The sequence below is a fragment of the Brevundimonas sp. DC300-4 genome, assembly GCF_049897365.1.
In the GTDB taxonomy this organism is placed as follows: Bacteria; Pseudomonadota; Alphaproteobacteria; order Caulobacterales; family Caulobacteraceae; genus Brevundimonas.
The window spans coordinates 36,715-63,713 of record NZ_JAFCWC010000014.1 but is presented as its reverse complement, the minus strand read 5'-3'; the positions used below and the strand labels follow the sequence as shown (position 1 = coordinate 63,713).

Below are 26,999 nucleotides of genomic sequence, written 5' to 3'. Positions count from 1 at the left end.
AAGTTGAACTGGTTCTGGCTGGCGAGGGTCGAATACTCCTGCGCCTGCACGACCTGAAGCTGGGCCAGTCGGATGGTCAGGGCCGTAACGCCCAGCGCCGTCAGCCCGCCGACCACGAAGGTACGGCGCAGGAACGAGCCCTGGCGCTCGTTCACATCGGCAAAGAAGATCGAAGGTTCGCCACTCATCGGAACCGCACGTCGCCATCATCGAACCGCTGGATCATCCAGTCGGCTGCAGGGAAAAGAAGCAGGGTCGGCACGACCTGTCCCAGCAGGGACAACAGGCTGGGCGCCCGGCCTGCATCCAGTGTGACCACCAGATAGGCCACGATAAAGGCCGCCAGGGCGCACAACGCGTACCATACAAACAGGATCTGGGTCTCCTGACCGGCCAGCAGGTTCCGGGAGGCCAGGACGACGCCATAGACCGACAGCAGGCACAGCGGCCAAAGGCCCAGGGTCCCGCCCCAGAACATGTCCAGAAACAGACCCAGGCCGAAGAGGACTGCGGGCGCGATCATCGACGGACGGATCAGCGGCCAGGCGAAGGCCAGGATCAGCGGCAGGACCGGCTCGGGCAGCTTCAGACCGAACAGCTCGACCGGCGTGGCCAGCAGGACAGTCAGGGCGATCGCGACGAGTGCGGGATAGAAGACCCACTGGGTCGGCCCGACCACCCGCATGGCAACCTGGCGTCTCACTCGGCGGGCCTCGCCGGCGCGGGGGACGGAACGGTCGGCGTTGTGGCTGGAGTGGCGGCCGCTGCGGCGCGGTCCCTGCGTGCGGCGGCGTCGCCGATGGCGGCGGCAGCCGCTGCGGTCGGGACCGGGGCCGCGCCCAGACCGGCCAGCGGAGGCGCGTTCAGGGCATCGGGCGTGACCAGCTGGCCGAAATCCTGGAACAGAAGCACACGGACGTAGTCCACGGCGCCCCGGTCGCTGAAGAGCTTGACCCGCCACGACCCGTCGATGCCCTTGGCGGCGACCCCGATGGGCAGGCCGCGTGGGAAGCCGCCCCCGTCGCCGGAACTCAGGATACGGTCGCCGGCCTGGACCGAGTCCTGACCGCGCACGAACTCAAGACGCGGATTGCCCGAACCGTCACCAGTCAGCATGGCTCGGGCGTCGGTGCGATCGATCAGAACCGGAGTTCGGCTGGCGACGTCGGTCAGCAGCAGCATGCGGCTGACCCCTCCGGTCGCACCGACGATACGCCCGACGAGCCCGTCCTCGTTGATCACCGGATTGCCGATGCGCACGCCCTTCGACGTGCCGGCGTCGAGCAGGCGGGCATTGATGAAGGGTCCGCGCGATTCCGAGATCGAACGCGCCGTCGCCATGGCCACGGGCGGCTCGGTCCGCAGGCCCAGCATGGCTTCGTAGCGGCCGTTGACGTTCTTCAGGGCAATGGCCTGGTCGCGCCAGGGCCTAAGGTCTTCCAGTTCGGCGCGCAGACGGCGGTTCTCCGACACGGCGAAGAAATAGCCCTTAACATAGTCGGTGGCATTGCCCGCCCAGCGCACTGGCCAGGCCAGGATGCCGTTCACGGGGCCAGCGCCGGCGTCGAAGCCCGCGCGTACGGGGCCGTAGGCCTCGACCGTCGTATCGTGGCGACGGTCCCCCAGGATCATCAGGATCGATGCGATGATGGCGACCACGGTCACGACCGCGGCGGTCCACGCCAGCGGCACTTTCAGCGACTCGAACGGTCCGTCGCGAAACGCCACGGCCTAGCCTTCCAATAGAGGTCAGAATCGGCGGGACGCCACCCGCCGCTGGATGCAGCCTATCGCAAAAACCGATCCACTTTGAAACTGGCGATTAGGCCGGAATCACAAGGATTTGCTGAATCCTGCCCCCGCCGGGGGGAGGTGGCTCCAGGCGAAGCGAAGAGACGGAGCATTCAAGCGAGAATTCGATGTCAGGGACGGAGCCCCTCCACCAGTTCGTCATCGATGGCTCCCCCCGTCAGGGAGGATCAAAGGGCCGAGTCGAGCACGCCCTTCATCCACCGGGGATGCTCGAGAACCCGACCGCAGCCGATGGCCACGCACGACAGCGGATCGTCGGCGACAGAGACCGGCAGGCCCGTGTGATCGCGGATTTCCGCATCCAGGCCGCGCAGCAGAGCGCCGCCGCCCGTCAGCATGATGCCCTTGTCGGCGATGTCGGCGGCCAGTTCCGGCGGCGTGGCTTCGAGAGCGACCTTCACGGCTTCGATGATCTGCGACACCGGCTCGGCCAGGGCCTCGGCGGCCTGACGCTCGGAGATGCGGACCTCGCGGGGCACGCCCTGCATCAGGTCGCGACCCTTGACCTCGATCGACAGGCCTTCGCCATCGGCCGGGATTCGGGCGGTGCCGATGTCCTTCTTGATGCGCTCGGCGGTCGTCTCGCCGATCAGGAGGTTATGGTTGCGGCGCATGTAGCTGATGATGGCGTCGTCCATCTTGTCGCCGCCGACGCGAACCGAACGCGAATAGACGATGCCCGACAGCGAGAGCACGGCGACCTCCGTCGTGCCGCCGCCGATGTCGACGACCATGGACCCGGTCGGCTCGTGGATCGGCAGGCCGGCCCCGATCGCAGCGGCCATCGGCTCGTCGATCAGGCCCACGCGGCGGGCCGAGGCGTTCAGGCAGGAATCGTTGATCGCGCGACGCTCGACCGCCGTGGCGCCCGACGGCACGCAGACGATGATCTTGGGGTTCACGAAGCCCTTGCGGTTGTGAACCTTGCGAATGAAGTGCTTGATCATCTCCTCGGCGACTTCGAAGTCAGCGATGACCCCGTCGCGCATCGGGCGGATGGCCTCCATGTGGCCCGGTGTGCGGCCCAGCATCTGCTTGGCTTCTATACCCACGGCGTGAACGATCTTCCGTCCACCAACGTTGCGCAGTGCGACCACGGACGGTTCGTTCAGAACGATGCCCTTGCCCTTCATGTAGATCAGGGTGTTGGCGGTCCCGAGGTCCATCGCGATGTCGTTCGAGATGGCGCCGAAGAGGGAGAAGCTCATGGGGGTCGAATACCGTTCGGTTGGGGCCTTCAAGGCGCTGCAGTTGGACCGGTTCCGGCGACGCCCCATCCGGCGCGTATCCCCATACGCAACGGATTTCCTGATCGTCCTCGCCTGACCGGTCGTGGCCCGTTTGCCCGCATGGGCAGGCGAATACAAGCCCCGATGCGGCTCGAACGCGCGCTTCCGATCACGACCAGGTTACGGCCCCGCTTGGGGTTCCGCGCCGTCGGATCGGCGGAGATCAATCCCCTGCGCCGCCCGCTCGCTCGCGACGCTTCACCAGCTCGCGCACGCCCAGCATCAGCCCCACGGCAACCACCGCGACGGCCGCCAGGATCAGCGAGGTCCAAACTCCGTCGCCGCTGACGGCGGCCACGACCGCGCCTCCAAAAAAGGCCACCAGCAAAGTCTTTGGCAGGACGCCGAGGGCGCATCCCGCGAGGAAGGCGGGAAAGGAGGCGCGGGTCGCGCCGAACGCCATGTTGACGACGATGAACGGCGCGGACGGCACGTTGCGGATCATGAAGCTGGCGTAGAAGGCGTTCTTGCCCACGAACCGTTTCAGACGGTCCAGGGTCGCGCCGCCGAACCGGTCCAGCATCCGCGCTGTGGGACCTCGTCCCAGCCAGTAGGTCACGCCGGCCGACGCCACCGTCGCCGCCCAGCTGTAGAAGAACCCCAACGACGGCCCGAAGGCAACGACGCAGGCCGCGATGAGGATGAACTGGGGCGCCCCGATGAAGGCTGCGATCACAAACAGGGCCACGGTCGCGGCAAAGGCCCAGGGACTGCCGCGATACCCTTGCAGCCAGCCCTCCAGGTTTTCCTCAGCCGCCAGCCCGAACTGGCTCTTGCCGAGGGCCAGCAGACCCACGGTCGCGCCGAGCAACAGGGCCGCCGCCAGCGCCGTCCGCCAGCGCCGCGCCTCCATGTTCAGGATGAAGTCGAGGATGCCCTTCATGGACCGTCGGCTTAGCACCTGTAGCGGCGCGTGCGCGAGCCTCACTGTTTGATCCGTCTTTCGCGACTGCGTAAAGGAACGGGCCTCTCCCCGGGAATCGCCATGTCAGACCTCCAGTCCACCGCCCTCGCCCGCGTCCAGCCATCCGCCACCCTCGCGGTGACCGCGAAAGCCCGGGAGCTGAAGCGCGCCGGTCGCGACATCATCGGCCTGGGCGCGGGCGAGCCGGACTTCGACACCCCGGACAACATCAAGGCCGCCGCCATCGCCGCCATCCAGCGCGGCGAGACGAAATACACCGACGTCGACGGCACGCCGGAGTTGAAGGCCGCGATCGTCGCCAAGTTCGCCCGCGAGAACGGCCTGACCTACACGACAGCGCAGGTTCACGTCGCCTCGGGCGGCAAGCCAGTGATTTACAACGCCTTTGTCGCCACGCTGAACGCGGGCGACGAGGTGATCGTGCCGGCGCCCTACTGGGTCTCCTATCCGGACATGGTCCTGCTGGCGGGCGGCGAACCCGTCTTCGTCACGGGTGAGGAGTCGGACGGCTTCAAGCTGCGCCCCGAGGTGCTGGAAGCCGCGATCACGCCCCGGACGCGGTGGCTGATCCTCAACTCGCCGTCGAACCCAACCGGCGCCGCCTACACCCGGGCCGAGCTGGAGGCCCTGGCCGCCGTCGTGCGTCGTCACCCCCAGGTCTGGGTCCTGACCGACGACATGTACGAGCATCTGACCTATGGCGACTTCGAATACACGACAATCGCTCAGGTCGCGCCGGACCTCTATGACCGCACACTGACGGTCAATGGCGTGTCCAAGGCCTATGCCATGACCGGCTGGCGCATCGGCTATGCGGGCGGTCCCAAGGCCCTGATCGACCTGATGCGCAAGGTCGCCAGCCAGACGACGTCGAACCCCTCCTCGATCAGCCAGGCAGCCGCCGTCGAGGCCCTGAACGGGCCGCAGGACTTCATCGCCGAGCGCGGCAAGGCGTTCGAACGCCGTCGCGACTTGGTCGTATCGATGCTCAACCAGGCGACAGGCATACGCTGCCCGAACCCGGAGGGCGCCTTCTATGTCTATCCGTCGATCCACGGACTGGTCGGCAAAAAAACAGAGTCTGGAACGGTCATCGACAGCGACGAGACTTTCGCCTCCGCGCTGCTGGAAGCCGAGGGCGTGGCCGTGGTCCACGGCGCGGCGTTCGGCCTGAGCCCCTATTTCCGCATCAGCTACGCGACCTCGGAACCGGTGCTGGAAGACGCGTGCAACCGGATCCAGAGGTTCGCCGCCTCGCTGCGCTAGAGCCTCTATGTCTCCTCCCCGTTCGCCGCTTGGCGGATGGGGAGGTGGCGGCGAGCCCTTGCGGGCTGACGGAGGGGTTTTCGTGTCCGCAAGACAAGAACCCCTCCGTCTCTCCGCTTCGCTACGAGCCGCCTCCCCACGCCTGCGGCGCAGGGAGGAGACGATCCAGGTTAGGCCGCGCGGCTGACCGCGAAGTCCGCCAGGCCTGCCAGCGCGTCGCGCCAGGGGCTGGCGGGCAGGACGGCGAGGGCCGCCTTGGCTGCGTCGGCGTATTCGTCGGCGGCGTCCAGCGTCGAGGCCAGGGCACCGGTGCCGACGATCAGTTCGCGCGCACGGCGGAAATCGTCTTCGGTCCGCTCGCCCTTGTTGATCGTGCGCTCCCAGAAGGCGTCCTCCCGGCCGCGCGTGCGGGCCACGGCCAGCAATAGCGGCAGGGTCACCTTGCCCTCGCGGAAGTCGTCGCCGGCGTTCTTGCCCAGGACCTCGGACGAGCCGCCGTAATCGAGGGCGTCATCGGCCAGCTGGAACGCCAGACCCAGGCTCAAACCGAATGACCGGACCGCCGAGGTGGTCTTCTCGTCAGCGCCGATGCCCACGGCGCCGGCTTCGGCGGCGGCGGCGAACAGTTCGGCGGTCTTGGCCGAGATGATCCGCAGATAGGTTTCCTGATCCAGGTTCAGGTCGTGGGCGCGGGTCAGTTGCAGCACCTCGCCCTGGGCGATCACGCTGGAGGCTTGGGCCAGGATGCCCAGCGCGCGAAGCTGTCCGGTCTCGACCATCAGTTCGAAGGCGCGGGCGAACAGGAAGTCGCCGACCAGGACGCTGGTCGGCGAACCCCAGATCAGATGCGCCGCGACCTTGCCGCGGCGGCGCTCGGACCCGTCCACGACGTCATCGTGCAGCAGGGTGGCGGTGTGGATGAACTCGACCGAGGCGGCCAGCTTCACCGGATTGGCCAGATCAACGTCCGCCGAGGCGGCCGTGGCGGCCCGCGCGGCTGCGATGGTCAGGAGCGGGCGCAGGCGCTTGCCGCCGGCCGCGATGATGTGTTCGCCCAGCAGGGGAATAACCGGCACGGGCGACTGCATGCGCGCGACGATCAGCGCATCGACCGCGGCCATATCGACCCTGGCCAAAGCGGCCAGGGCGTCCACGTCGCCCTGGGCCCGGGGGGCCTTGGCGCGGGGAGCGGTCAGAGTGACGGCGTCCAACGGAAAACTCTCTCAAAAACCACGACGCACGGGGAGATCGCATCGCATCGGCGCAACGACGACTTGCCGCCGCGCGTTCCGGCGGACAATGGTGACCGCGCCATGAAGGGTCAAGCCGCGTGACCGTCGCATCGTTGCCTCCGCCCCAGGCGAATCTGCTGCTGAATGGGAAGGTTCGCCTGATCCAGGCCGCCGACGGCTATCGTGCGGGCATGGACGCCGCCCTGCTGGCGGCCGCCGTGCCCGCGAAGCCGGGCGAACGGGTGCTGGAAGCGGGATGCGGCGTAGGCGGCGTGCTGACGCAGCTTGCGCTCCGGCGGCCAGGCGTTTTGCTGACAGGGGTCGAGCGCGATGCAACGGCGGCCGGACTGGCGGTCGAGAACGCGGCGCTGAACCATCTGGCGGATCGAATGGCGGTGCTCAACGCCGACATCGCCGCAGGATTCGCCGCACTGGATCGACCACGTTTCGACTGGGCCATCTCCAATCCACCCTTCTTCGACGACGAGGCGACCTTGCGGACGCCGGCGCCGGCCAAGCGCGGAGCCTGGATCGCCGACGACGGGCTGGCCGCCTGGACGCGATTCCTGAGCGACGGGGTGCGGGACGGGGGCCGGATCGTCGTCATTCACCGAGCCGACCGGCTGGCGGACCTGCTGGCCCTGCTCGGCGAACGATGCGGCTCGTTCGCGATCCGGCCGGTGCAGCCGTATGCGGATCAGCCGGCCAAACGGGTGCTGATCCACGCGATCCGCTCCGGCAAGGCTCCGCTCAGGCTGTTGCCTGCTCTCGTCCTGCATGACCGGTCGGGGGCCAAGCATGCGCCGGAGGCCGAGATGATCCTGAGGGGCGAGGCCGATCTGGGATGGTGATTGGCTTGCCGCCACGCCTCACCCGCGCTTGAGTGCCTCATGCGCCTGATCCTGACCCTCGTCGCCCTGCTGTTCGCCCTGCCCGTTCAAGCTCAGGAGGCCCTGCTGCTAAGGCCCGACCGGGTGTTCGACGGGATCGATCCCCGGCCCCACACGGGCTGGTCGGTGCTGGTGCGCGGCAACCGGATCGAGGCTGCAGGGCCGGACGTACGGGCTCCCGCCGACGCCCGCGTCATCGATCTGCCCGGCCAGACCCTGATACCGGGCCTGATCGAGGGACATTCGCACCTGTTCCTGCACCCCTACAACGAGACGTCCTGGGACGATCAGGTGCTGCACGAGCCTTTGGCCCTGCGCACCGCCCGGGCGGTCAACCACGCCCGCGCCACCCTGATGGCCGGGTTCACCACGGTGCGCGACCTCGGCACCGAGGGGGCGGGCTATGCCGACGCCGGTCTGCGTCGCGCGATCAATGAGGGGATCGTGCCCGGCCCGCGCATGCTCATCGCCTCACGCGCCATTGTCGCCACCGGCGCCTACGGTCCGAAAGGCTTCGAACCCGGCGTCGAGGTCCCGCTGGGCGCCGAGGAGGCCGATGGCGCAGACCTGGTCCGCGTGGTCCGCAGCCAGATCGGGGCGGGCGCCGACCTGGTGAAACTCTATGCCGACTACCGCTGGGGCCCGGGCGAGCCGAGCCGTCCGACCTTCTCCCAGGCCGAACTGACCGAGGCGGTCGAGGCCGCCCACTCCGCCGGACGCCAGGTCGCCGTTCACGCCGGCACAGCCGAGGGCATGCGCCGCGCCATCCTTGCCGGCGCCGACACCCTGGAGCACGGCGACGCGGGAACGCCGGAAATCTTCCGCCTGATGGCCGAACACGGGGTGGCGCTGTGCCCCACCCTCGCCGCTACAGACCAGATCACCCGCTATCGCGGCTGGAACGGCGTCGAGCCCGCGCCGCAGAACGTCCTGACCAAGCGTTCCGCCTTCGCCGCCGCCCGCGCAGCCGGGGTCGAGATCTGCATGGGCGGCGACGTCGGCGTCTATGCGCACGGGAACAACGCGCTGGAGATGGAGCTGATGGCCGCCCAGGGCATGACCGCCGCCGAGGTCCTGATCGCCGCCACATCGGGCAACGCCGCCATCTTCGACCTGACCGACCGGGGCGCCGTGCGGACGGGGTTGCTGGCCGACCTCGTCGCCGTCGAGGGCGACCCGACCGCCGACATCTCCGCCGTCCGCGCGGTGCGACTGGTGATCAAGGACGGCCAGATCGCGCGCGACGAGAGGACCGCAGCGCGCTAGAGGCCTGCCCCATGTCCCTGCGCCCCCTCTTCGTCACCCAGGTCTATGAAGCTTCGCTCGCCGCCGTACCCGGCTTCGACGATTTCAACGTCGAACTGGCCGAGGCCTGCCGCATGCTGGCGGTCGAGGACGGCGCCGGTCGCGCCTGGTGCAAGGCGCATGGCTATCGCGGCTACACCTCCTACGGTTCGCTGAACGATCTGCCCCACCGACTGCCGGAGTTCGCGGAACTCAAGAAACATCTGGACCGACACGCCCTGGCCTATGCACGGGGGCTGAACTTCGACCTGGCCCGGAAGCCCCGGCTGGACACGATGTGGGTCAATATCCTGAAGCCCGGCGGAGCCCACTCCGGCCACATCCACCCGCACGCCTTCCTGTCTGGTACCGTCTATGTCGACGTCCCGGACGGCGCTTCGGCCCTGAAGCTGGAAGACCCGCGTCTGCCGATGATGATGGCCCGGCCCTCGGTCGATCCGGAGGCGTCCGAGGCGGAGCAGCCCTTCGTCTACCTCGCTCCAAGGGCCGGCACGGTGCTGATGTGGGAAAGCTGGTTGCGCCACGAGGTGCCGATGAACGCGGCCAAGGCCGACCGCATCTCGATCAGCTTCAACTACGCCTGAATGTAACTTTGACTGTGAGCCCGGCGAACAGAGGACGACCGTGTCTGATCGAGAAGCTCACCTTCGCGCCCTGATGCTGCGTGGCCTCGATGGCGATGCAGGCGCGTGGCGCGTGCTGCTGACCGATCTGGGCGCTCATTTTCGACCCTTCTTCGCACGCCGGTTGTTCGGCGGGGGGGCCGACGCCGAGGATCTGGTGCAGGAAACCCTGATCGCCATCCATGCCAAGCGGACCACGTGGGACCGAAACCAGGCCTTCACCGGATGGGCCTTTGCCATCGCGCGGCACAAGCTGATCGACCACCTGCGCCGTCAGGGTCGTCGTCCGACCCATTCCCTGGACGAGGCGTCGGAGCTGTTCGCCGATCACACGGTCGAGGACGGCGCGACCCAGGCCGACCTGTCGCGCTGCCTGTCCCTGCTGCCGACGCGCCAGCGCCGACTGATCGAGGATGTCCGCCTGAAAGGCCTGAGCGTCGCCGAGGCGGCCGCCAACCACGGATACACCCTGACCGCCGCCAAGGTCAGCATCCACCGCTCGCTGAAGTCGCTGAACGCCCGCTACGCCCCCCAACCTGCCACGGCCGAGACGGCCGGGACCGCCTATGATGAAGACTGAAGACCTGATCGACGCCTTGTCGGTGGACCTGCCGCCGTCCGGCAACCGCCAGATCGAACGCAACATCCTGCTGTGTATGATTCCCGCCGCCCTGATGGTGGTCGCGGGCGTCGGCCTGTGGCTTGGGTTTCGCAGCGATCTGGCATCCGCCATGATTGGTCCGGCCTTCTGGGCCAAGGCCGCCTATACCTCGGCTCTCGCGGTGACGGCCTTCTGGCTGCTCACCCGATTGGGGAGACCGGGCGCGAGCGCCGCTGCGCCCCTGATCGCGCTGATCGCGCTTCTGCTGGGCGTCGCAGGACTGGCGACCTATGAGATCATCACCATGCCGATGCCCGAGCGGATGCCCGCCCTGATGGGTGATTCAGCCAGGGTCTGCGCCCCCAACATCCTGCTGCTGAGCACATTGGCCGCGCCGTTCGTGTTCTGGGCCGCGCGAGCCTTCGCTCCGACCCGGCCGACCCTCGCGGGGGCGGCTGCCGGCCTGCTGACGGCGGGTCTGGCCGCGACGCTCTACGGTCTGCATTGCCCCGAACACACCGCACCGTTCGTCGCCGTCTGGTATTCGCTCGGCATGGGAATGGCGGTTGTCGGCGGCGCGATCGCGGGACGGTTCGTGTTCCGCTGGTAATCGTCGCGGCGCCTTCAATCTGCCCTCTGGACGGCCTACTGGTTTGCCCTTCGGCGCGGCGGTCGCTACATCCCGCGCCTACCTCCCCATTCGATTTGAACGACAGGGCGCACCGCACCTCATGGCGCAGCAATATATTTTCCAGATGCAGGGCCTGACCAAGGCCTTTCCCGGCGGCAAGAAGATCTTCGAGAACATCTGGCTGAGCTTCTACAACGACGCCAAGATCGGCGTCGTCGGCGTCAACGGCTCCGGCAAGTCTACCTTGCTGAAGATCATGGCCGGCATCGACCCGGAGTTCACCGGCGAGGCCAAGGCCGCCGACGGGATCAAGCGCGGCTATCTGGAGCAGGAACCTCACCTAGACGACAGCCTGAACGTCCGCGAGAACGTCGAGGCCTGGTGTGAAGAGAAGCAGTGGGTCAACCGCTTCAACGCCATCGCCGGCGAGATGGCCGAGGAATACACTGACGAACTGATGGCCGAGATGACGGCCCTGCAGGAAAAGATCGACGCCGGTGATGTCTGGGACATCGACAGCCGCATCGAGATGGCCATGGACGCCCTGCGCTGCCCGCCCGACGACTGGGAGACAACCAACCTGTCCGGTGGTGAGAAGCGCCGCGTGGCCCTGGCCCGCCTGCTGCTGTCAAAGCCCGACATGCTGCTGCTGGACGAGCCGACCAACCACCTCGACGCCGAAAGCGTCGCCTGGCTGCAGCACCATCTCGAAGCCTTCCCGGGCTGTGTAATCCTGGTCACCCACGACCGCTATTTCCTTGATCTCGTTACGAAATGGACGCTCGAGCTCGACCGCGGCAAGGGCATTCCCTACGAGGGCAACTACTCCGGCTGGCTGGAGCAGAAGCAGAAGCGCGTCGTGCAGGAGAACTCGGAATCCGAGGCTCGCCAGCGCGCCCTCACCCGCGAACTGGAATGGGTCCGCTCGGGCGCCAAGGCCCGTCAGGCCAAGTCCAAGGCCCGTCTGGCCGCCTATGAGCGGATGGTCACCGAGCAGGAGAACCTGCGCGGCGCCCAGACCCATGCCGTGATCCAGATCCCGCCCGGCCCGCGTCTGGGCAATGTGGTGCTGGAGGTCGAGGGGCTGAACAAGTCCTATGGCGACAAACTTCTGTTCGACAACCTGACCTTCAAACTGCCGCCCAACGGCATCGTCGGCATCATCGGCCCCAACGGCGCCGGCAAGTCGACCCTGTTCCGCATGATCACCGGCCAGGAAACCCCTGACGGCGGCTCCATCAAGATCGGCGAGACGGTCAAGCTGGCCTACGTCGACCAGTCGCGCGACGCCCTGGACGCCAACAAGACCATCTGGGAAGAGATCTCGGGCGGCACCGATGTGATGATGGTCGGCAAGCGCGAGATCAACACCCGCGCCTATGTCGGCTCCTTCAACTTCAAGGGCGGCGACCAGCAGAAGAAGGTCGGGCAGCTGTCGGGCGGTGAGCGCAACCGCGTCCACCTGGCCAAGACCCTGGCCACCGGCGGCAACCTGATCCTGCTCGACGAACCGACCAACGACCTGGACATCGAGACGCTGCAGAACCTCGAGGAGGCCCTTGAGGAGTTCGCGGGCTGCGCCGTGGTCATCTCCCACGACCGCTGGTTCCTGGACCGGCTGGCGACCCACATCCTGGCCTTCGAGGGCGACAGCCACGTCGAATGGTTCGAGGGTAACTTCGAAGCCTACGAGGAAGACAAGAAGCGCCGCCTCGGCACCGACGCCCTGATCCCGCACCGGATCAAGTTCCAGAAGTTCGGGCGCTAGAGCCTGGTCGTTTGAGACGGAAGCGCTCCGCGCTTCTGTCGAAAGCGTGAATCAGGCTCTCGCTGATATCTGGAGCAGGATCGGCATCAGGACCCGGGCGGCCAGCGGCAGCCTGTCCCTGCCGGTGTCAGCGGACCGTGATCCTGTAGGTCGCTGTCTCGGCGGGCGCGTTCGTTTCCCATGAACGGCTGTAGGTGAAGGTCAGGGTGGTCGTGCCCGGTCGTCCGGTGCGGAAACGCCACGACGTGGCGCCGCCGACCCCGACCATGCCGGCCGAATGGGGATCGGTGACCTCGTCTCCGAAGGGCGCGCCCGGGAGCAGCAGGTCATCATGGGTCTCCGCGACCTGCCACCGATAACCCGTGGTGCTGTTGCTCGGCAGTTCGATCAGGAGGGTCTGGCCGACCGCCAGCGTCGTGCGCCCATCGCGAACCCCCAGCACATCGCCGGTCGCAGCGACGGCCGCGGATGAGGATTCGCCGGGGCCCGCGTTGCAGGCGGCGAGTACGAGAACGGAGGCGATCATCAGGCTGGGCACACTGGTCATGGCGCGATCCTCGTCTCCTGCCGGACAAAGTCAAATGTCTAAAACTGGTGACAGACCAGTCGGGAAGCAGCCGGCATTTGCATGCGGCGGCTCGGTGGCTAGGTTGGACGGATGCCCCATCGCCCGCACATCCTGATCATGCACTCGCCGCTCGGGCTGCTGACGCCCGTGCTGGAGGGCGCCTACAACGTCCACCGGCTGTGGGAGCATCCGCCGGTGGAGGCGCAGGGGCTGATCGAGGCGGCGGTCGTACTCGGCGAGGCGCCGCTGGACACGGCGGTAATCGAGCGGCTGCCGAATCTGAAGCTGATCGCCTGTTTCACCTCAGGCTACGACGGCATCGACTTGGGCTGGTGCGCGGCGCGGGCCCTGCCCGTGACCCATGCCCCGGCGGTGAACCACGAGGATGTGGCCGACCATGCGCTGGGGCTGATCCTCGGCTCGGTGCGCCAGATCGTGAACGGGGACCGGACGCTGAGGGCCGGCGGATGGACGATGGACGAGCGGCTGATCACGCCGTCGATGAAGGGGCGGCGGGTCGGCATCGTCGGCCTGGGTCTGATCGGCGAGGCGGTGGCGAAACGGGTCGAGGTCATGGGCTGTCCCGTCGCCTGGTGGGGCCCGAGGGCGAAGGACTCGCCCTGGCCGCGCGCGGGGTCGCTGCTGGAACTGGCGCGGGACAGCGATGTGCTGGTGGTGGCCTGTCGCGCGGACGAGACCAACCGGGGGCTGATCTCGGCCGGAGTGATCGAGGCCCTGGGGCCGAACGGTTTGCTGGTCAATGTGGCGCGCGGCTCGCTGGTGGACGAGGACGCCCTGATCGACGCGCTGAAGGCCGGCCGACTGGGCCAGGCGGCGCTGGACGTGTTCGAGACCGAACCGACGCCGGCGGCGCGCTGGGCTGACGTGCCCAATCTCCTGCTGACGCCGCATACGGGGGGCGCGACGTCGGAGGCGGTGCAGGGAATGCTGGTGCTGCTGATGCGGAACCTCGCCGCCGCCGTTGCTGGAGAGCCGCTGGTCACGCCGGTAGTTCGCAGCTAGTCAGCATGCTCTTTTCCTGTGGATCCCCGCGAAGGCGGGGACCCAGGTTTTGGCCTCTCCCCCGGCCATGCGCAGCACTGCCCCCAAACATCCTGCCTCATAAAAGAACTGGGTCCCCGCCTTCGCGGGGATGCACGGGATGGATAAGGTGCCGCTATCCTCTCTCAGAGATCATTTGCATTGACCGACGCAGCCGCCGACGCTCAGACCACAGCCCTGACGCTGGAATGCTATCCGATGCGGGACGACCCGCCGCGCATGGTTCCCGGCCGGCCCGAACGCGACTGGATGGACGAATTCGCGGGGCGGCATCCTTATCGCTGCCTGCCGCTGACCATGGCCAACACGACGGGGTGGGAGCTGCTGTGCCCGTTCGGGTTCGAGGCCGAGTGGGACGGTCGGATGGGGGCGGATTCGATCACCTTCCGGCCTGATGCAGACGCGCTTCATTTCGATCATTTCGCGGCCTCGCACTTCACCGAAGGGGTGCTGACGTTTCACACCGGCTGGATGTTTCGGACGCCGCCGGGGTGGGCGATGCGGGCCTCAGGCGTGCCGAACCGGTTCAAGCACGGGATCCAGGCGCTGGAGGGTCTGACCGAGACCGACTGGCTGCCCTATCCGTTCACGATGAACTGGCGTTTTACCGCGCCCGGCGTGATCCGGTTCGAGAAGGACGAGCCATTCTGTTTCCTGCAGCCGATCCAGCATCGGCGGGTCGAAGACTTCGTCCCCGTCCGGGCCAGCATGGACCCCGAGGGCGATCTGGCGCTGCAGTACCGGAAATGGTCGGAGGTGCGGACCGACTTTAATACCCGTATGGCCGCCGGAGATCCGGAGGCGATCAAACAGGCGTGGCAGCGGTTCTATTTCCGCGGCGAGTTCCCCGACAGGATCGCCGAGGCGCCTGTCGAACACGTCAACAAGCGCCGCCTTGCCCCCCTGCCCGACGCCCCGTCGGCGGAACCCGCACCGCCGTCGAAGGCGCACGTCGGGTTCAGGACGTGGACCGCGACGAGGAAGGCCTGACCGACGGTTTCCGTCTTCACATCATATAAGGATATCCTTATATGATTATCCTATGTCGCTGACCGCCGATCAGACTGTCGAAGCCCTGCGCGCCGCTGGTGAGCCGACGCGTCTGCGCATCCTGTCGCTGCTGGCCGGCGAGGAGCTGTCGGTGATGGAGCTGGGCCGGGTGCTGGAGCAGAGCCAGCCGCGCGTGTCGCGTCACCTCAAGCTGATGGCCGACGCCGGCCTGATCGAGCGATTCCCGGACGGCGCCCGCGTCTTCTACCGCGTCTCGCACGAGCTGCTGGCCCGGCGGCTGATCGACACGGTGCTGGACCTGTTGGACGACGGCGAGGGCGAGGCGGATCACGGGCGGCTGGAGGCCGTGCGCGACGAGCGGGCCACCGCCGCCGCCGCCTATTTCGAGCAGGTCGCGCCGAGCTGGGATCACATCCGCTCCCTCTATGTGTCCGAGACGGCGGTGGAGAGCGCGATCGAGCGCGCCGCTGGGCCGGGACCGTTCGAACGGGTCGTCGACCTGGGTACCGGTTCGGGCCGGATGCTGACGCTGCTGGGCAAGAAGGCGAAGATGTCGATCGGCCTCGACCTGTCGCAGAACATGCTCAACATCGCCCGGGCCAATGTCGTCAAGGCGGGGCTGGAGAAGGTCGAGCTGCGCCACGGCGACATCTTCGCGACGCGACTGCCCGCCGGTTCGGCGGATCTGGTGCTGGTGCACCAGGTGTTGCACTACCTCGCCGATCCGGGTGCTGCGGTGGCCGAGGCGGCGCGGCTGGTGTCGCCTGGCGGCAAGCTGTTGATCGTCGATTTCGCGCCGCATGACCTCGAGCGGCTGCGCGAGGAGCACCAGCATCGCAGGCTGGGCTTCGCCGACGACGAGATCGGGCGCTGGCTGGCCGAGGCCGGCCTGGACGCCTCCGCCTCCATCGCCCTGCCCCCCGACACGGCCGGGCTGACCGTCACCATCTGGACCGCGACACGACCCGCCGTCGCATCAAGGGCCCCCGCCCTAAGGAACCTCGCCTGATGGCCGCTACAGTTTCTCCGCTCGCCGAGGCCCGCGCCCTGCTGCTGTCGCCGCTGGGACCGGTCGCCCGTGCGGGCCAGAACGCCAATCCGGTGCGCGTCTCATTCGAGTTCTTCCCGCCCAAGACCGACAAGGCCGAAGAGACCCTGTGGCAGGCGGTGCGCCGGCTGGAGCCTCTGAACCCCGAGTTCGTGTCCGTGACCTACGGCGCCGGCGGCTCGACGCGCGAGCGGACCCACCGGACCGTGCAGCGGATGCTGACCGAGACGACGCTGAAGCCCGCCGCCCACCTGACCTGCGTCGACGCCAGCTGTAGCGAGGTCGACGAGGTCATCCGCGACTACAAGTCCATCGGCGTGAACCATATCGTGGCCCTGCGCGGCGATCCGCCGGGCGCGGACGGCATCGGCGGCACCTATCAGCCGCGCGCGGACGGCTATGCCAACGCGACCGAACTGACCCAGGCGATCAGCCGCGTCGGCGGCTTCGACGTCACCGTCGGCGTCTATCCGGAACGGCATCCGGAAAGCCCGTCCATCGACCACGACATCGACGTGCTGAAGGCCAAGATCGACGCCGGGGCGACCCGCGCGGTCAGCCAGTTCTTCTTCGACATCGACGCGTTCCTGCGCTTCCACGACCGGGTGAGGGCGGCGGGCGTGACCATCCCCCTGATCCCCGGGATCATGCCGGTGTCGAACTTCGCCGGCCTGGTGCGGATGTGCGGATCGTGCGGCGCCTCTGTGCCCGGCTGGTTGGCCGCCCACTTCGAAGGCCTCGACGACGACCCCGAGACCCGCAAGCTGCTGGCCGCCTCCGTCGCCGCCGAGACCTGCGCCCGTCTGCAGGAAGAGGGCTTCTCTGACTTCCACTTCTACACATTGAACCGCGCCGACCTGGTCTATGCGATCTGCCGCGTCCTCGGCGTCCGCGAACAGAAGGCCGCCGCATGACCCGCGCCGAACGCATCGCCGCCCTGCACAAGGCGGCCAGGGAACGCATCCTCGTCCTCGACGGATCGTGGGGCGTGATGATCCAGCGCGTCGGGCTGGAAGAAGCCGACTTCCGCGGCGACCGCTTCGTCGAGGCCAATGGCTATAACGAAAAGGACCAGATGAAGGGCAACAACGACATCCTGTGCATCACCCGCCCGGATGTCATCGCCGACCTTCACGACCAGTATTTCGCCGCCGGCGCAGACATCTCGGAGACCAATACCTTCTCCGGCACAATCATCGCCCAGGACGACTACAAGCTCGATGAACAGGCGGTCTGGGACATCAATCTGGAGGGTGCGAAACTGGCCCGCGCCGCCGCTGACCGCTGGACCGAGAAGCAGCCGCACAAGCCGCGCTTCGCCGCCGGTTCGATCGGGCCGCTGAACAAGATGCTGTCGATGTCGTCGGACGTGAACGATCCAGGCGCGCGCCTGGTCACCTTCGACCAGGTCTATGACGCCTATCGCCACCAGATCCGCGCCCTGAACGAGGGCGGTGTCGACCTGTATCTGATCGAAACCATCACCGACACGCTGAACTGTAAGGCCTGCATCAAGGCGATCAGGGACCTCGAGGACGAGGGCATGGAAGCCCTGCCGATCTGGATCTCGGGCACCATCACCGACCGCTCGGGCCGGACCCTGTCGGGCCAGACGGCCGAGGCCTTCTGGAACAGCGTGCGCCACGCCAAGCCGTTCGCCGTCGGCTTCAATTGCGCGCTGGGGGCCGACCTGATGCGGCCGTTCATCGCCGAGCTATCACGAGTGGCCGATACCCTGGTCGCCGCCTACCCCAATGCCGGCCTGCCCAACGCGATGGGCCAGTACGACGAGGAGCCGCACGAGACCGCGCACTCGATTGAGGAATGGGCTGCGTCCGGTCTGGTCAACATCGTCGGCGGCTGCTGCGGCACGACGCCCGACCACATCAAACACACCGCGGATGCGGTCGCGAAACTGCCGACGCGGGAAATCCCCGAGCGGCCGGTGGCGATGCGCCTGTCGGGTCTCGAGCCTTTCGAACTGGTAGCCTGATGCGCCCTGTCTTCATCAACGTCGGCGAACGGACCAACGTCACCGGTTCGGCCAAATTCAAGAAGCTGGTCATCGACGGCGACTACTCCGCCGCCCTCACCGTCGCGCGCCAACAGGTCGAGGCAGGCGCGCAGATCATCGACATCAACATGGACGAGGGGCTGCTCGACTCGAAGCAGGCCATGATCACCTTCCTGAACCTGATCGCGGCCGAGCCCGACATTGCCCGCGTGCCGGTGATGATCGACTCGTCGAAATGGGAGGTCATCGAGGCGGGCCTGAAATGCGTCCAGGGCAAGCCTATCGTCAACTCGATCTCGATGAAGGCGGGCGAGGCCGAGTTCCGCGAACAGGCGGTCAAATGCCTGCGCTATGGCGCCGCCGTCGTGGTCATGGCTTTTGACGAGGTGGGCCAGGCCGACACCGCCGCGCGCAAGATCGAGATCTGCACCCGTGCCTATCGCATCCTCGTCGACGAGGTCGGCTTCCCGGCCGAGGACATCATCTTCGACCCCAACATCTTCGCCGTGGCGACGGGGATCGAGGAGCACGACAACTACGCCGTCGACTTCATCGAGGCGGTCAAGGTCATCAAGGCCACCCTGCCCTACGCCCGCATCTCGGGCGGAGTGTCGAACGTCTCGTTCAGCTTCCGAGGCAACGAACCCGTGCGCCGGGCGATCCACTCGGTCTTCCTGTACCACGCCATCGCGGCGGGCATGGACATGGGCATCGTCAATGCCGGCGACCTGCCGGTCTATACCGACATCGAACCGGCCCTGCGCGAGGCCGTCGAGGACGTGATCCTCAATCGCCCGCAGCGGACCAATGTCTCCAACACCGAACGGCTGGTCGACCTCGCCCCCAACTACAAGGGCGACAAGGGCGTGGCGCGCGTCGTCGATCTGAAGTGGCGCGACCAGCCCGTCGGCAAGCGGATCGAACATGCCCTGGTCAACGGCATCACGACCTTCATCGACGCCGACACCGAGGAGGCTCGCCTGTCGTTCGACCGCCCCCTGCACGTCATCGAAGGCCCGCTGATGGACGGGATGAACGTGGTCGGCGACCTGTTCGGCTCGGGCAAGATGTTCCTGCCGCAGGTGGTGAAGTCGGCCCGCGTGATGAAACAGGCCGTGGCCCACCTCGAGCCCTTCATGGAGGCCGAGAAGGCCGGCAAGCCGCGCGAACAGGCGGGCCGCATCCTGATGGCGACGGTCAAGGGCGACGTTCACGACATCGGCAAGAACATCGTCGGCGTGGTCCTGCAGTGTAACAACTACGAGGTCATCGACCTCGGCGTCATGGTCCCGGCCGACCGCATCCTGGACGCCGCGATCGAGCACAAGGTGGATATCGTCGGCCTGTCGGGTCTGATTACCCCGTCACTGGACGAGATGGTCTTCGTCGCGCGCGAGATGCAGCGGCGCGGCTTCGACATCCCCCTGCTGATCGGCGGGGCCACCACCAGCCGGACCCATACTGCCGTGAAGATCGAGCCCGGCTATTCCGCCGGGTCGACCACCTATGTCGTCGACGCCTCGCGCGCCGTGGGCGTGGTCTCAGGGCTCCTGTCCAAGACCGAGCGGGCGAAGAACGAGGCCATTACGCGCGACGAGTACATCCGCATCCGCGAGCAGTACGCCCGGGGCCAGGAGGTCAAGGCGCGCGCCACCCTGACCCAGGCGCGCGAGAACCGGTTCCGGATCGACCCGGCCCAGACCATGCCGGGCCAGCCGTCCTTCATCGGCGTCAAGGCCTTCGACAGCTGGGACCTGCAGGACCTCGCCGACCACATCGACTGGACGCCCTTCTTCGCCAGCTGGGAGCTGATCGGCCGCTATCCGCTGATCCTTGAGGACGAGATCGTCGGCGAGGCGGCCAAGGACCTGTTCGCCGACGCGCAGGAGATGCTGAAGCGGATCATCGACGAGAAATGGTTCACCGCTAGGGGTGTGGTCGGCTTCTGGCCCGCCAACGCCGTGGGCGACGACGTGGCCGTCTATGCCGACGAGAGCCGGACCGAGGAAATCGCCCGCTTCCACACCCTGCGCCAGCAGATCAGGAAATCGAACGGCAAGCCGAACCTCGCCCTGTCCGACTTCGTCGCCGAGACCGGTCACGACTATATCGGTGCCTTTGCGGTCACCACGGGCCATGGCGAACTGGAAGCCTCGAAGCGGTTCAAGGACGCCGGCGACGACTATTCCGCCATCATGGCCTCGGCCCTCGCCGACCGCCTGGCCGAGGCCTTCGCCGAACGGCTGCACAAGGAGGTCCGCACCGAGCTGTGGGGTTACGCGGCCGATGAGACGGCTTCAATCCAGGACCTGATCGAGGAGAAATATCAGGGAATCCGCCCTGCGCCCGGCTATCCGGCCCAGCCCGATCACACCGAGAAGGCCACCCTGTTTCGCCTGTTGCAGGCCGAACGGAATGCCGGCATGGCCCTGACCGAAAGCTTCGCCATGACGCCGCCGGCCTCGGTCTCGGGCCTGTATTTCGGCCACCCCGGCAGCCACTATTTCGGCGTCGGCAAGATCGATCTGGATCAGATCGAGGACTATGCGGCCCGCAAGGGCTGGGACGTCGCAACCGCCGAACGCTGGCTGTCGCCGATCCTGAACTACGAGCCGGGCGCCGCGCCGCGGGTTGCGGCGGCCTGAGGATCCTTCTCCCCTTGCGGGAGAAGGGCGTTACTCCGCCTTCGGTACGCCCACCTCATCCAGACCGGCTTGATCCAGGGTCACCGGCGGGGTCGTGATGTTCTCACGCACCCGCCGCGCGGCGTGTTCGCAGCGGCCCGGCAGGCCGAAGAACAGGCCGAAGGCCTCGCTGCGGGCGCGTTCGTCCTCCTGCGCCTGCAAGGGAACCCATTTGGCTGCAGCGTCCGCCTCGGACGCGCGGGCGGCGGCGAGCGTCGCGGGGGTCTGCCGGCCCTGACCGGCGCGAAGCGCGTCGCGGAAGTCCGCCGCCTCCAGTCCCCCCAGACGGATGATTTCGCGATCCAGATCGTCCGCGGTCGTCAGGCTGCGGCCGAGCGCGATATGGCCCTCCACCAGGGCCGCGCACCAGGCCACCAGCGGATAGTCCTGTTCCGGCGCGCCGCGCGGCAGGGGCGTCTCAAAGGCGATGGCCTCGCGCACCCGCAGCGCATCGACGCTCTCTCCGGCATCGCGGGCGGTCACGACCGGGCCGTCATCCTGTTGAGCGAAGGCGGGCGCCGCGGCCCCGGACTGAACGGCGAGGGCCAGGACGAGGAGCGAGGCGGCAAGACGAAGGCGCATGGACGGTCCGTGATCTGTGTTCAGGGGTATCGCCCCACCCAACGCCTGAAGCGTCGCAATGGTTTTTCTGCGGCGCCGATTGCCTGAAAAAAAGGGCGGCGGACCTGATGATCCACCGCCCAGTCATGCTCATGCAGTCATAACCAGTCGGGCCGAAGCCCGTAGGATGCCGGCCCGAGGCCGGCATCCCTTCAGTTTCGCTTAGAAGGAGTAGCGGACGCCCAGGTAGGCGCGGCGGGGGGCAACCCACGCGTTTGCCTCCTGGAACCGATAGACGCCGTCGCCGCTGATCAGCTTCATCTCGTCCGTGGCGGACTGTTGGTCCAGCACGTTGAAGACGTCGAGGAAGAACTCGGCTTCACCGATCGGCAGATCCTTCACATACTTAAGGCGCATGTCGAAGGTGGCGTAGGACGGTCCGGTTTCCGAACCGATACCACCTGGCAACAGATAGTATTCCTGCACGCCGCCGAACACCGAGGTAGTCGAGGCTTGCGGGGCGAAGTAACGGCCGCTGACCGACTGAGCTGGCGTGTAGATCGCGCCGCTGTTCCAGTTGAACACACCAGACATCTGCAGGCCAAAGTCGAAGTCGTACGAACCATAGGCCTTGAACAGATGTTCAATATTGCCCGGTTGCGGTCCGTATGTATTCGGGGCACGCGGATCGAGGAAGATCACGTCGCCTTGGAAGTCGGCGTTACCGTCCGAGTTCGTGTTACCTTCAGCATCGTTGTACGTGTACGACAGCTGACCGTTCCAGTTGTCGGTCTTGAACTTCGTCAGAGTGACTTCGAAGCCGGTGTAGTTGCGCTCGCCGCCAGCCAGAGTGCCCAGGATGTAGTTGGCATTGGGAGCACTGGTAAAGCCGAAATACGAGTATGGCAGGTAGAAGGGCGATCCTGGGAAGGCGACGCCCGAGGCTCTCGGATCGACAGGGTCGCCGTCGATCGCACGGGCGTTCGGATCCGAGAAGATCGCCAGATCGTAGTCCTCGAAGATGTCACGCGTCTGACGACGGGTGGCCGAGACGGTCAGGCCGATGTCGGAGCCGAAGGTCGTCGAGTAACCGATCAGGAACTCGTCGGTATAGGGCGTCTTGGTCGACGGACCGAAGACCGAGTCCGGCACAACGGCGCCGCCGCGGGTACGGAACGTGACCCAGTTGCCGGCGATGTTGATCTGCTCGTCCGTGATCGGGCCGGACAGGTTGCCCGCGAAGTTGGTCATGTCATTGCGGATCGGGTCGTAGTAGCGACCGACGAAGCCGAAGATCTTCGAGCGACCGTCTCCGAACAGGTCGTAGACCACGCTGAGGCGCGGGGCTAGTTCCCACTCGAACGTGAACAGCTTGTCGCCGCCAGAACTGTAGTGCGACCACTCCTCGGCGCGAACGCCGGCGTTCACGGTCAACTGGTTCAACGTCCAGGTGTCCTGGAAGTAGGCGGTCTGGCCCTTGCTCTGCACCGAGTAAGGCGCATTGACCGAGCGCACAGCGCGGTAGGCGTTGACGTTACCGTACGGGTTGCCCGCGGTATTGGTGAATCGATAGGCGTTCACTTCCGCCGTCGTGATCGTGCCGTTGTTGTCGGTGTCCAGCGCAGCGCGCGCGCCGGCATTGGTTGCGGCAGCGGCGATGATCCGCGGCACATCGGTCGAGGCGAACGGACGAGCCGTCCAGCCCGAGGCGGCAGTGGTGTAGTCCAGGAAGGTCGCGCCGGAGTTGGCGAGAGCGATCGAGGTGAAGGTCGCGCCGCCCGGAACCGTCGAGTTGCTCGCGAAGGTGTTTTCCGAGTTGGTGTAGCCCGCCTTGAAGGTGTGCGTGCCCCAGGACGTGTCCAGGAAGTATTCCAGGTTCACACCGAACTCTGCACGATCGCGATGGGTTTCGCTGTTCGAGCCGAAGCCGCCCAGCGAGCGCTGGGCCAGGGTAGAGCCGGCCCCACGGAAGGTCACGTTGTCCCGGACCGATTGATCGGCCGCCAACTGGCTGACTTCGCCTTCGTGCTTGAAGTAGTAGGCGTTGACCAGCAGGTCGTTCCAGGTGCGGGTGTAGTCGAACCGGTAGTTGTCGCCGCCCTGGATTTGGGTGCGGTCTCGATTGTTCAGCACCGTCGGGTTCGAGGAGCCTGAGATTTCCGTCGGGTCGCTGAAGAAGCTGGCGCTCAGCCGATCATCGTCGGTCACCTGCCAGGTGAGCTTGCCGAAATAGAGCTCGGAGTCGTTGGAGACGGAACGGCGAACGGCGCCGGTCGTCGGATCCAGGACTTCGTCTTCACGATGCTTCTTCTGGTACGAACCGAAGAACCACAGGCGATCGCGCAGGAGCGGGCCGCCCAGGGTGACAGCCGAATCGTATGTGCTGAAGCCGCCCGAGGTCCTGTGCTGGTCGTTGGCGACCAGACCATCGTTCTGGAGGTAGTAGTTTAGCGAGCCGTGCCAGTCGTTCGAACCCGACTTGGTGACGACGGTCGAGATCAGGCCGGAACCACCGGCGTACTGAGCGGGAACGCCGCCCACGATGACCTGTTGTTCCTGAATGATTTCAGAGTTGAAGTTCGAACCGAAGGTGCCCGTGGCCGGGTCGGTCACGTCCACGCCGTCCAGGTAGTAGACGTTGTCGGTCGAGGTGCCGATGGTGCCGCCGACGTCCGAATAGTTGACGCCCGAGCGCGACGAGGGGTTGCCGCCGCCCGGCTTCACGCCCGGGATCAGCTGCAGGTACGACTGGTAGCTACGGCCGGTAGGCAGAGATTCCACGACGTCCAGCGTCAGGGTGGTGCCGACGGTGGCCGAGGTCACGTCGATGGCGGCCAGCGAGGTGCCGGTCACGATGATGTCGTCGACGTTGCTGGCGTTCGACGGGCCCGTGCCGCCGATCAGCACGTAGCCGAGCGACAGGTCACGGCCGGTGACGACGGCGACGTTCTGGGCGCTGAAGTCCGAATAGCCCGCAGCCGAGACGGCGACGGTATAGTTGGTGGCGGGGTCCAGGTTAGCGATACGGACGCGGCCGTCGGCGTCGGTCACGCCGGAGCGGCGCACCAGGCTGTCCGGCGAGCTGACCATCACGGTCGCGCCCGACAGGGGGCCGTTGTCACCGGTCACGGCGATACGCAGCGAGCCGGTCTGGCTCTGGGCCAGAGCGGTGGTCGGCGCGACCAGGGCGACCACGGGCAGGGCTGCGAGAGCCGCGAGGGCTACGCCGCCCATCATCGTGGTGGCGAGCATGCGCTGCCGAATGGATTGGATTCTCAAAATCGTTCTCCTGAAACGATGGCGCAGCCCTCCGCCGCACCCACTGGTCATCGCGCGACTCTAGTTGTCGCAGGACTGGTGCGACGATAGGCCCGATGAACTTTGAAGCGCCACCGCTATTACCTCTGTGTAATGTTTCAGCCCCATCAGTGTCGCATTCAGGACACGTTAACTCCGTCCCGACTTCGCCTTCAGGTCACCGAACCGAAAGGCCCCCATCATGTTCTCACCCCGCCCTCTAGCCCCGGGCATCTGGGCCGCCCCGCAGATCGCCTTTGAGGATTTGGCCGAGGTCCAGGCGATGGGGGTGCGTCTGGTCATCAACAACCGTCCGGACGGCGAGGAGGCGGGTCAGCCGTCCTCCGCCGAGATGGAAGGCGCGGTCCGGGCGGCGGGGCTGGACTATGTCCACGCGCCCGTGGCGGGCATGCCGGGGCCGGACGCAGTCCGCGCCATGGCCGCTGCGCTGGAGGCCGGCGAACCCGTCTTGATGTATTGTCGATCGGGCACGCGCTCGACGGTGACCTGGGCGCTGGCGATGCGGGCGCTGGATCGGGCCGGGCCGGACGCGTTGCGGGAGGCCGCCGCGAACGCCGGCTACGACCTCAGCCGGCTGCCGCTCTAGGCTCGGGCCCCCTAGCGCTGGCCTCTTTAGCGCTGGATCGCCACCCGGGTCGCGTAGGGAATCGGTTCAGGATCGCCGCAGGACGCGAGTACAAGTTGCGCCGTCATGAGACACAGGATCGCCGCCGCGATGGGCTGGAGCCGATTTGAGACAGTGAAGACGATGCTGCGGGTCACTGGGGACGCTCCGGGAGGGATTTACCTCTCGTTAAGGCAAGGTCTGCGCCGGTTTTCGGAGACCCCGTCGTGATCCCGTTCGTGCGCGCGTTCGACTTCGCCTACGGACGGCGCGATCAGGTCTCGCCGCTGATCCAGCGCGTGATCTGCGACAACCCGGGGCCGTTCACCTTCACGGGGACAGGAACCTACATCGTCGGGCGGCCGGAGGACGGCGCGTCGGTCGCTGTGATCGATCCGGGACCGATCGACGACTCGCACCGGGGGGCCTTGCTGGCCGCGGTCGAAGGCCGGACCGTCAGCCATGTGCTGGTGACCCACACCCACCGCGACCACTCTCCCCTCGCCCGGCCGTTCGCCGATCGGGTCGGGGCGCCGGTGCTGGCCATGCGCCCTCCGGCCCGCCAGACCCATGCGTCAGGGACGCTGGACGAGGAGGAGGATGAGGTGTTCGCGCCCGACACGATCCTGTCAGGCGGCGAAAGGATCGCGGGCGACGGCTGGACGATGGCGGCCCTGGCGACGCCGGGGCACGCCTCCAACCACATGGCCTTCGTGCTGGAGGAGGAGAACGCCCTGTTCTGCGGCGATCACGTCATGGGCTGGTCAACGACTGTGATCGCGCCGCCGGACGGCAACATGTCGGCCTATATGCGCAGCCTGGACGCCGTGATCGCGGCGGGGTTTTCGACCCTGTGGCCGACGCATGGGGCGCCCGTCACCGACGTCGCGCCCTTCCTCGCCGCCTATCGGGCGCACCGGCTGGAGCGCGAGGCCCAGATCCTGACCCGCGCGCGCGCGGGAGACCGGACGATCGCGGCAATGGTGCCGACCCTTTACGCCGCCGTCGATCAGCGGCTGTGGCCGGCGGCGAGCCTGTCCGTGCTGGCCCACCTGATCAAACTGGTCGACGAAGGCCGGCTGACCGTCGACGAGGCCCCGGGGCTCGGCTCGACCTACGGCGCAGCCTGAAGCGCGGCGATCAGCGTGGATGCGATCCGGCAGGTTGCGCCGCCGTCGGTGTGGGCATAGCGCGCCACGACCCGGACGTCGGTGCGATCCGGCCGGATGCGGATGACCGCCTCGTGCCCCATGCCGAACCAGAAGCCGTCGCGAACCCCGCGTGAGCGGAACAGCTGGGATTCGGTGACCGAGAAGCCTGCGGTCTGAAGCGCATCGGTGGCCCGTTCCGGCGCGACCTGGGTCATGACCGCCATTGTTCCCGGACAGGCCTGGGGCGATCCGGTCACGCCCGCCACCGCCGGGGGCTCGGTCAGGTCGGTGGAGACGTCGAGCGGCCCCGCAAGCGCGATGGCTCGGGACTGGACGAAGAAGGCGGCCGAGACGACGGCGCAGACGATCACGATGGCGACGCTGATCAGACCCAGCCTGCGGAACTGCGGCAGGGACAGCACCAGCGACAGGATGGCGAACGCCAGCGCCGCCCATGACACGATCTGGGCGACCTGGATCGCCAGCAGGTCCAGACCGAAGTCCAGTGAGACGATGCCATTGCGCGTCAGCAGAAGCGCGATGAACGTGATCAGCGGAGCCAGCACGGCCAGCCCCATGGCGACCCGCACCTTGGCCATGCCGCCCTTCAATCGCGGTCGCGGGCCTCTGGCCATG

The 26,999-nt window shown here is 67.0% G+C and carries 26 protein-coding genes; 15 read left to right on the top strand and 11 right to left on the bottom strand.

Features of this window, described 5'->3' with window-relative positions; all coding sequences use genetic code 11:
- From ACP7AZ_RS16185 to ACP7AZ_RS16165, 5 genes are all read right to left on the bottom strand, one after another.
- Nucleotides 1–188: hypothetical protein (locus ACP7AZ_RS16185; RefSeq protein WP_426039646.1), on the bottom strand; the 188-nt coding region annotated here is incomplete at its 3' end.
- Nucleotides 185–703, bottom strand: coding sequence for a hypothetical protein (locus ACP7AZ_RS16180; RefSeq protein ID WP_303696061.1), 519 nt, complete (start codon nt 701–703; stop codon nt 185–187). The genes ACP7AZ_RS16180 and ACP7AZ_RS16185, both read right to left, overlap by 4 nt.
- Nucleotides 700–1,728, bottom strand: coding sequence for a rod shape-determining protein MreC (gene mreC, locus ACP7AZ_RS16175; protein ID WP_426039645.1), 1,029 nt, complete (start codon nt 1,726–1,728; stop codon nt 700–702). Before mreC ends, ACP7AZ_RS16180 begins: the two co-directional genes overlap by 4 nt.
- Before the next feature lie 251 nt (nt 1,729–1,979).
- Complete coding sequence (locus ACP7AZ_RS16170) at nt 1,980–3,020, bottom strand: rod shape-determining protein (RefSeq protein ID WP_303696059.1); 1,041 nt, start codon at nt 3,018–3,020, stop codon at nt 1,980–1,982.
- A gap of 244 nt (nt 3,021–3,264) precedes the next feature.
- Nucleotides 3,265–3,984: a TVP38/TMEM64 family protein gene (locus ACP7AZ_RS16165; RefSeq protein ID WP_426039644.1), complete on the bottom strand. Its 720-nt coding sequence runs from the start codon at nt 3,982–3,984 to the stop codon at nt 3,265–3,267.
- 102 nt (nt 3,985–4,086) lie between these two features.
- Here ACP7AZ_RS16165 and ACP7AZ_RS16160 point away from each other — a divergent pair, with 102 nt between their 5' ends.
- On the top strand, nt 4,087–5,292 hold the full coding sequence (locus ACP7AZ_RS16160; protein WP_426039643.1) for a pyridoxal phosphate-dependent aminotransferase: 1,206 nt from the start codon (nt 4,087–4,089) through the stop codon (nt 5,290–5,292).
- A 170-nt stretch (nt 5,293–5,462) separates the two neighbouring features.
- Here ACP7AZ_RS16160 and ACP7AZ_RS16155 read toward each other — a convergent pair whose 3' ends face one another.
- Nucleotides 5,463–6,446, bottom strand: a complete 984-nt coding sequence (locus ACP7AZ_RS16155) for a polyprenyl synthetase family protein (RefSeq protein ID WP_426039650.1) — start codon at nt 6,444–6,446, stop codon at nt 5,463–5,465.
- Nucleotides 6,447–6,622: 176 nt separating this feature from the next.
- On the opposite strand from ACP7AZ_RS16155, the gene ACP7AZ_RS16150 reads away from it, so the two are divergent.
- The 6 genes from ACP7AZ_RS16150 (at nt 6,623) to ettA (ending at nt 12,342) form a co-directional block, all read left to right on the top strand.
- Nucleotides 6,623–7,375, top strand: a complete 753-nt coding sequence (locus tag ACP7AZ_RS16150) for a tRNA1(Val) (adenine(37)-N6)-methyltransferase (protein ID WP_426039642.1) — start codon at nt 6,623–6,625, stop codon at nt 7,373–7,375.
- A gap of 39 nt (nt 7,376–7,414) precedes the next feature.
- Nucleotides 7,415–8,680 (top strand): amidohydrolase family protein, encoded by a 1,266-nt coding sequence (locus ACP7AZ_RS16145; protein WP_426039641.1) that lies wholly within the window; start codon nt 7,415–7,417, stop codon nt 8,678–8,680.
- Nucleotides 8,681–8,691: 11 nt separating this feature from the next.
- A complete protein-coding gene (locus tag ACP7AZ_RS16140) occupies nt 8,692–9,303 on the top strand; it encodes a TIGR02466 family protein (protein WP_426039640.1) in 612 nt (203 codons plus the stop codon).
- Between the two features lie 40 nt (nt 9,304–9,343).
- On the top strand, nt 9,344–9,922 hold the full coding sequence (locus ACP7AZ_RS16135; RefSeq protein WP_426039639.1) for a sigma-70 family RNA polymerase sigma factor: 579 nt from the start codon (nt 9,344–9,346) through the stop codon (nt 9,920–9,922).
- Nucleotides 9,909–10,553: an NrsF family protein gene (locus tag ACP7AZ_RS16130; RefSeq protein WP_426039638.1), complete on the top strand. Its 645-nt coding sequence runs from the start codon at nt 9,909–9,911 to the stop codon at nt 10,551–10,553. The genes ACP7AZ_RS16135 and ACP7AZ_RS16130 overlap by 14 nt, the downstream gene beginning before the upstream one ends.
- A 121-nt stretch (nt 10,554–10,674) precedes the next feature.
- Complete coding sequence (gene ettA / locus ACP7AZ_RS16125) at nt 10,675–12,342, top strand: energy-dependent translational throttle protein EttA (RefSeq protein ID WP_425989557.1); 1,668 nt, start codon at nt 10,675–10,677, stop codon at nt 12,340–12,342.
- 127 nt (nt 12,343–12,469) lie between these two features.
- On the opposite strand, the gene ACP7AZ_RS16120 is transcribed toward ettA, so the two are convergent.
- On the bottom strand, nt 12,470–12,889 hold the full coding sequence (locus tag ACP7AZ_RS16120) for a protease inhibitor I42 family protein (protein WP_426039637.1): 420 nt from the start codon (nt 12,887–12,889) through the stop codon (nt 12,470–12,472).
- A gap of 111 nt (nt 12,890–13,000) precedes the next feature.
- Between ACP7AZ_RS16120 and ACP7AZ_RS16115 the strand changes: the two genes are divergently transcribed.
- The 6 genes from ACP7AZ_RS16115 to metH all read left to right on the top strand — a co-directional run bounded on the left by ACP7AZ_RS16115 (nt 13,001) and on the right by metH (nt 20,690).
- A complete protein-coding gene (locus ACP7AZ_RS16115) occupies nt 13,001–13,933 on the top strand; it encodes a 2-hydroxyacid dehydrogenase (protein ID WP_426039636.1) in 933 nt (310 codons plus the stop codon).
- A 216-nt stretch (nt 13,934–14,149) separates the two neighbouring features.
- Nucleotides 14,150–14,962, top strand: coding sequence for a DUF6065 family protein (locus ACP7AZ_RS16110; protein WP_426039649.1), 813 nt, complete (start codon nt 14,150–14,152; stop codon nt 14,960–14,962).
- A gap of 52 nt (nt 14,963–15,014) precedes the next feature.
- Entirely contained in the window at nt 15,015–15,992 is a 978-nt protein-coding gene (locus ACP7AZ_RS16105) for an ArsR/SmtB family transcription factor (RefSeq protein WP_426039635.1), read from the top strand.
- On the top strand, nt 15,992–16,945 hold the full coding sequence (gene metF / locus ACP7AZ_RS16100; protein ID WP_426039634.1) for a methylenetetrahydrofolate reductase [NAD(P)H]: 954 nt from the start codon (nt 15,992–15,994) through the stop codon (nt 16,943–16,945). The genes ACP7AZ_RS16105 and metF overlap by 1 nt, the downstream gene beginning before the upstream one ends.
- On the top strand, nt 16,942–18,024 hold the full coding sequence (locus ACP7AZ_RS16095) for a homocysteine S-methyltransferase family protein (protein ID WP_426039633.1): 1,083 nt from the start codon (nt 16,942–16,944) through the stop codon (nt 18,022–18,024). The genes metF and ACP7AZ_RS16095 overlap by 4 nt, the downstream gene beginning before the upstream one ends.
- Nucleotides 18,024–20,690 (top strand): methionine synthase, encoded by a 2,667-nt coding sequence (gene metH, locus ACP7AZ_RS16090; protein ID WP_426039632.1) that lies wholly within the window; start codon nt 18,024–18,026, stop codon nt 20,688–20,690. The genes ACP7AZ_RS16095 and metH overlap by 1 nt, the downstream gene beginning before the upstream one ends.
- A gap of 30 nt (nt 20,691–20,720) precedes the next feature.
- Here the strand turns inward: metH and ACP7AZ_RS16085 are convergent, their stop codons facing one another.
- Nucleotides 20,721–21,311 (bottom strand): hypothetical protein, encoded by a 591-nt coding sequence (locus ACP7AZ_RS16085; RefSeq protein WP_426039631.1) that lies wholly within the window; start codon nt 21,309–21,311, stop codon nt 20,721–20,723.
- Nucleotides 21,312–21,512: 201 nt separating this feature from the next.
- Entirely contained in the window at nt 21,513–24,569 is a 3,057-nt protein-coding gene (locus ACP7AZ_RS16080; protein WP_426039630.1) for a TonB-dependent receptor, read from the bottom strand.
- Nucleotides 24,570–24,789: 220 nt separating this feature from the next.
- Between ACP7AZ_RS16080 and ACP7AZ_RS16075 the strand changes: the two genes are divergently transcribed.
- Nucleotides 24,790–25,194 (top strand): TIGR01244 family sulfur transferase, encoded by a 405-nt coding sequence (locus ACP7AZ_RS16075; protein ID WP_426039629.1) that lies wholly within the window; start codon nt 24,790–24,792, stop codon nt 25,192–25,194.
- Nucleotides 25,195–25,220: 26 nt separating this feature from the next.
- Here the strand turns inward: ACP7AZ_RS16075 and ACP7AZ_RS16070 are convergent, their stop codons facing one another.
- On the bottom strand, nt 25,221–25,370 hold the full coding sequence (locus ACP7AZ_RS16070; protein ID WP_303696988.1) for a hypothetical protein: 150 nt from the start codon (nt 25,368–25,370) through the stop codon (nt 25,221–25,223).
- A 69-nt stretch (nt 25,371–25,439) separates the two neighbouring features.
- Between ACP7AZ_RS16070 and ACP7AZ_RS16065 the strand changes: the two genes are divergently transcribed.
- The gene (locus ACP7AZ_RS16065; protein WP_426039628.1) at nt 25,440–26,342 is read left to right on the top strand and encodes an MBL fold metallo-hydrolase; all 903 of its coding nucleotides are present in this window, start codon (nt 25,440–25,442) and stop codon (nt 26,340–26,342) included.
- Here ACP7AZ_RS16065 and ACP7AZ_RS16060 read toward each other — a convergent pair.
- Complete coding sequence (locus ACP7AZ_RS16060; RefSeq protein ID WP_426039627.1) at nt 26,327–26,998, bottom strand: hypothetical protein; 672 nt, start codon at nt 26,996–26,998, stop codon at nt 26,327–26,329. The two genes, ACP7AZ_RS16065 and ACP7AZ_RS16060, sit on opposite strands and share 16 nt — an antisense overlap.
- Between the last annotated feature and the right edge of the window lies 1 nt (nt 26,999).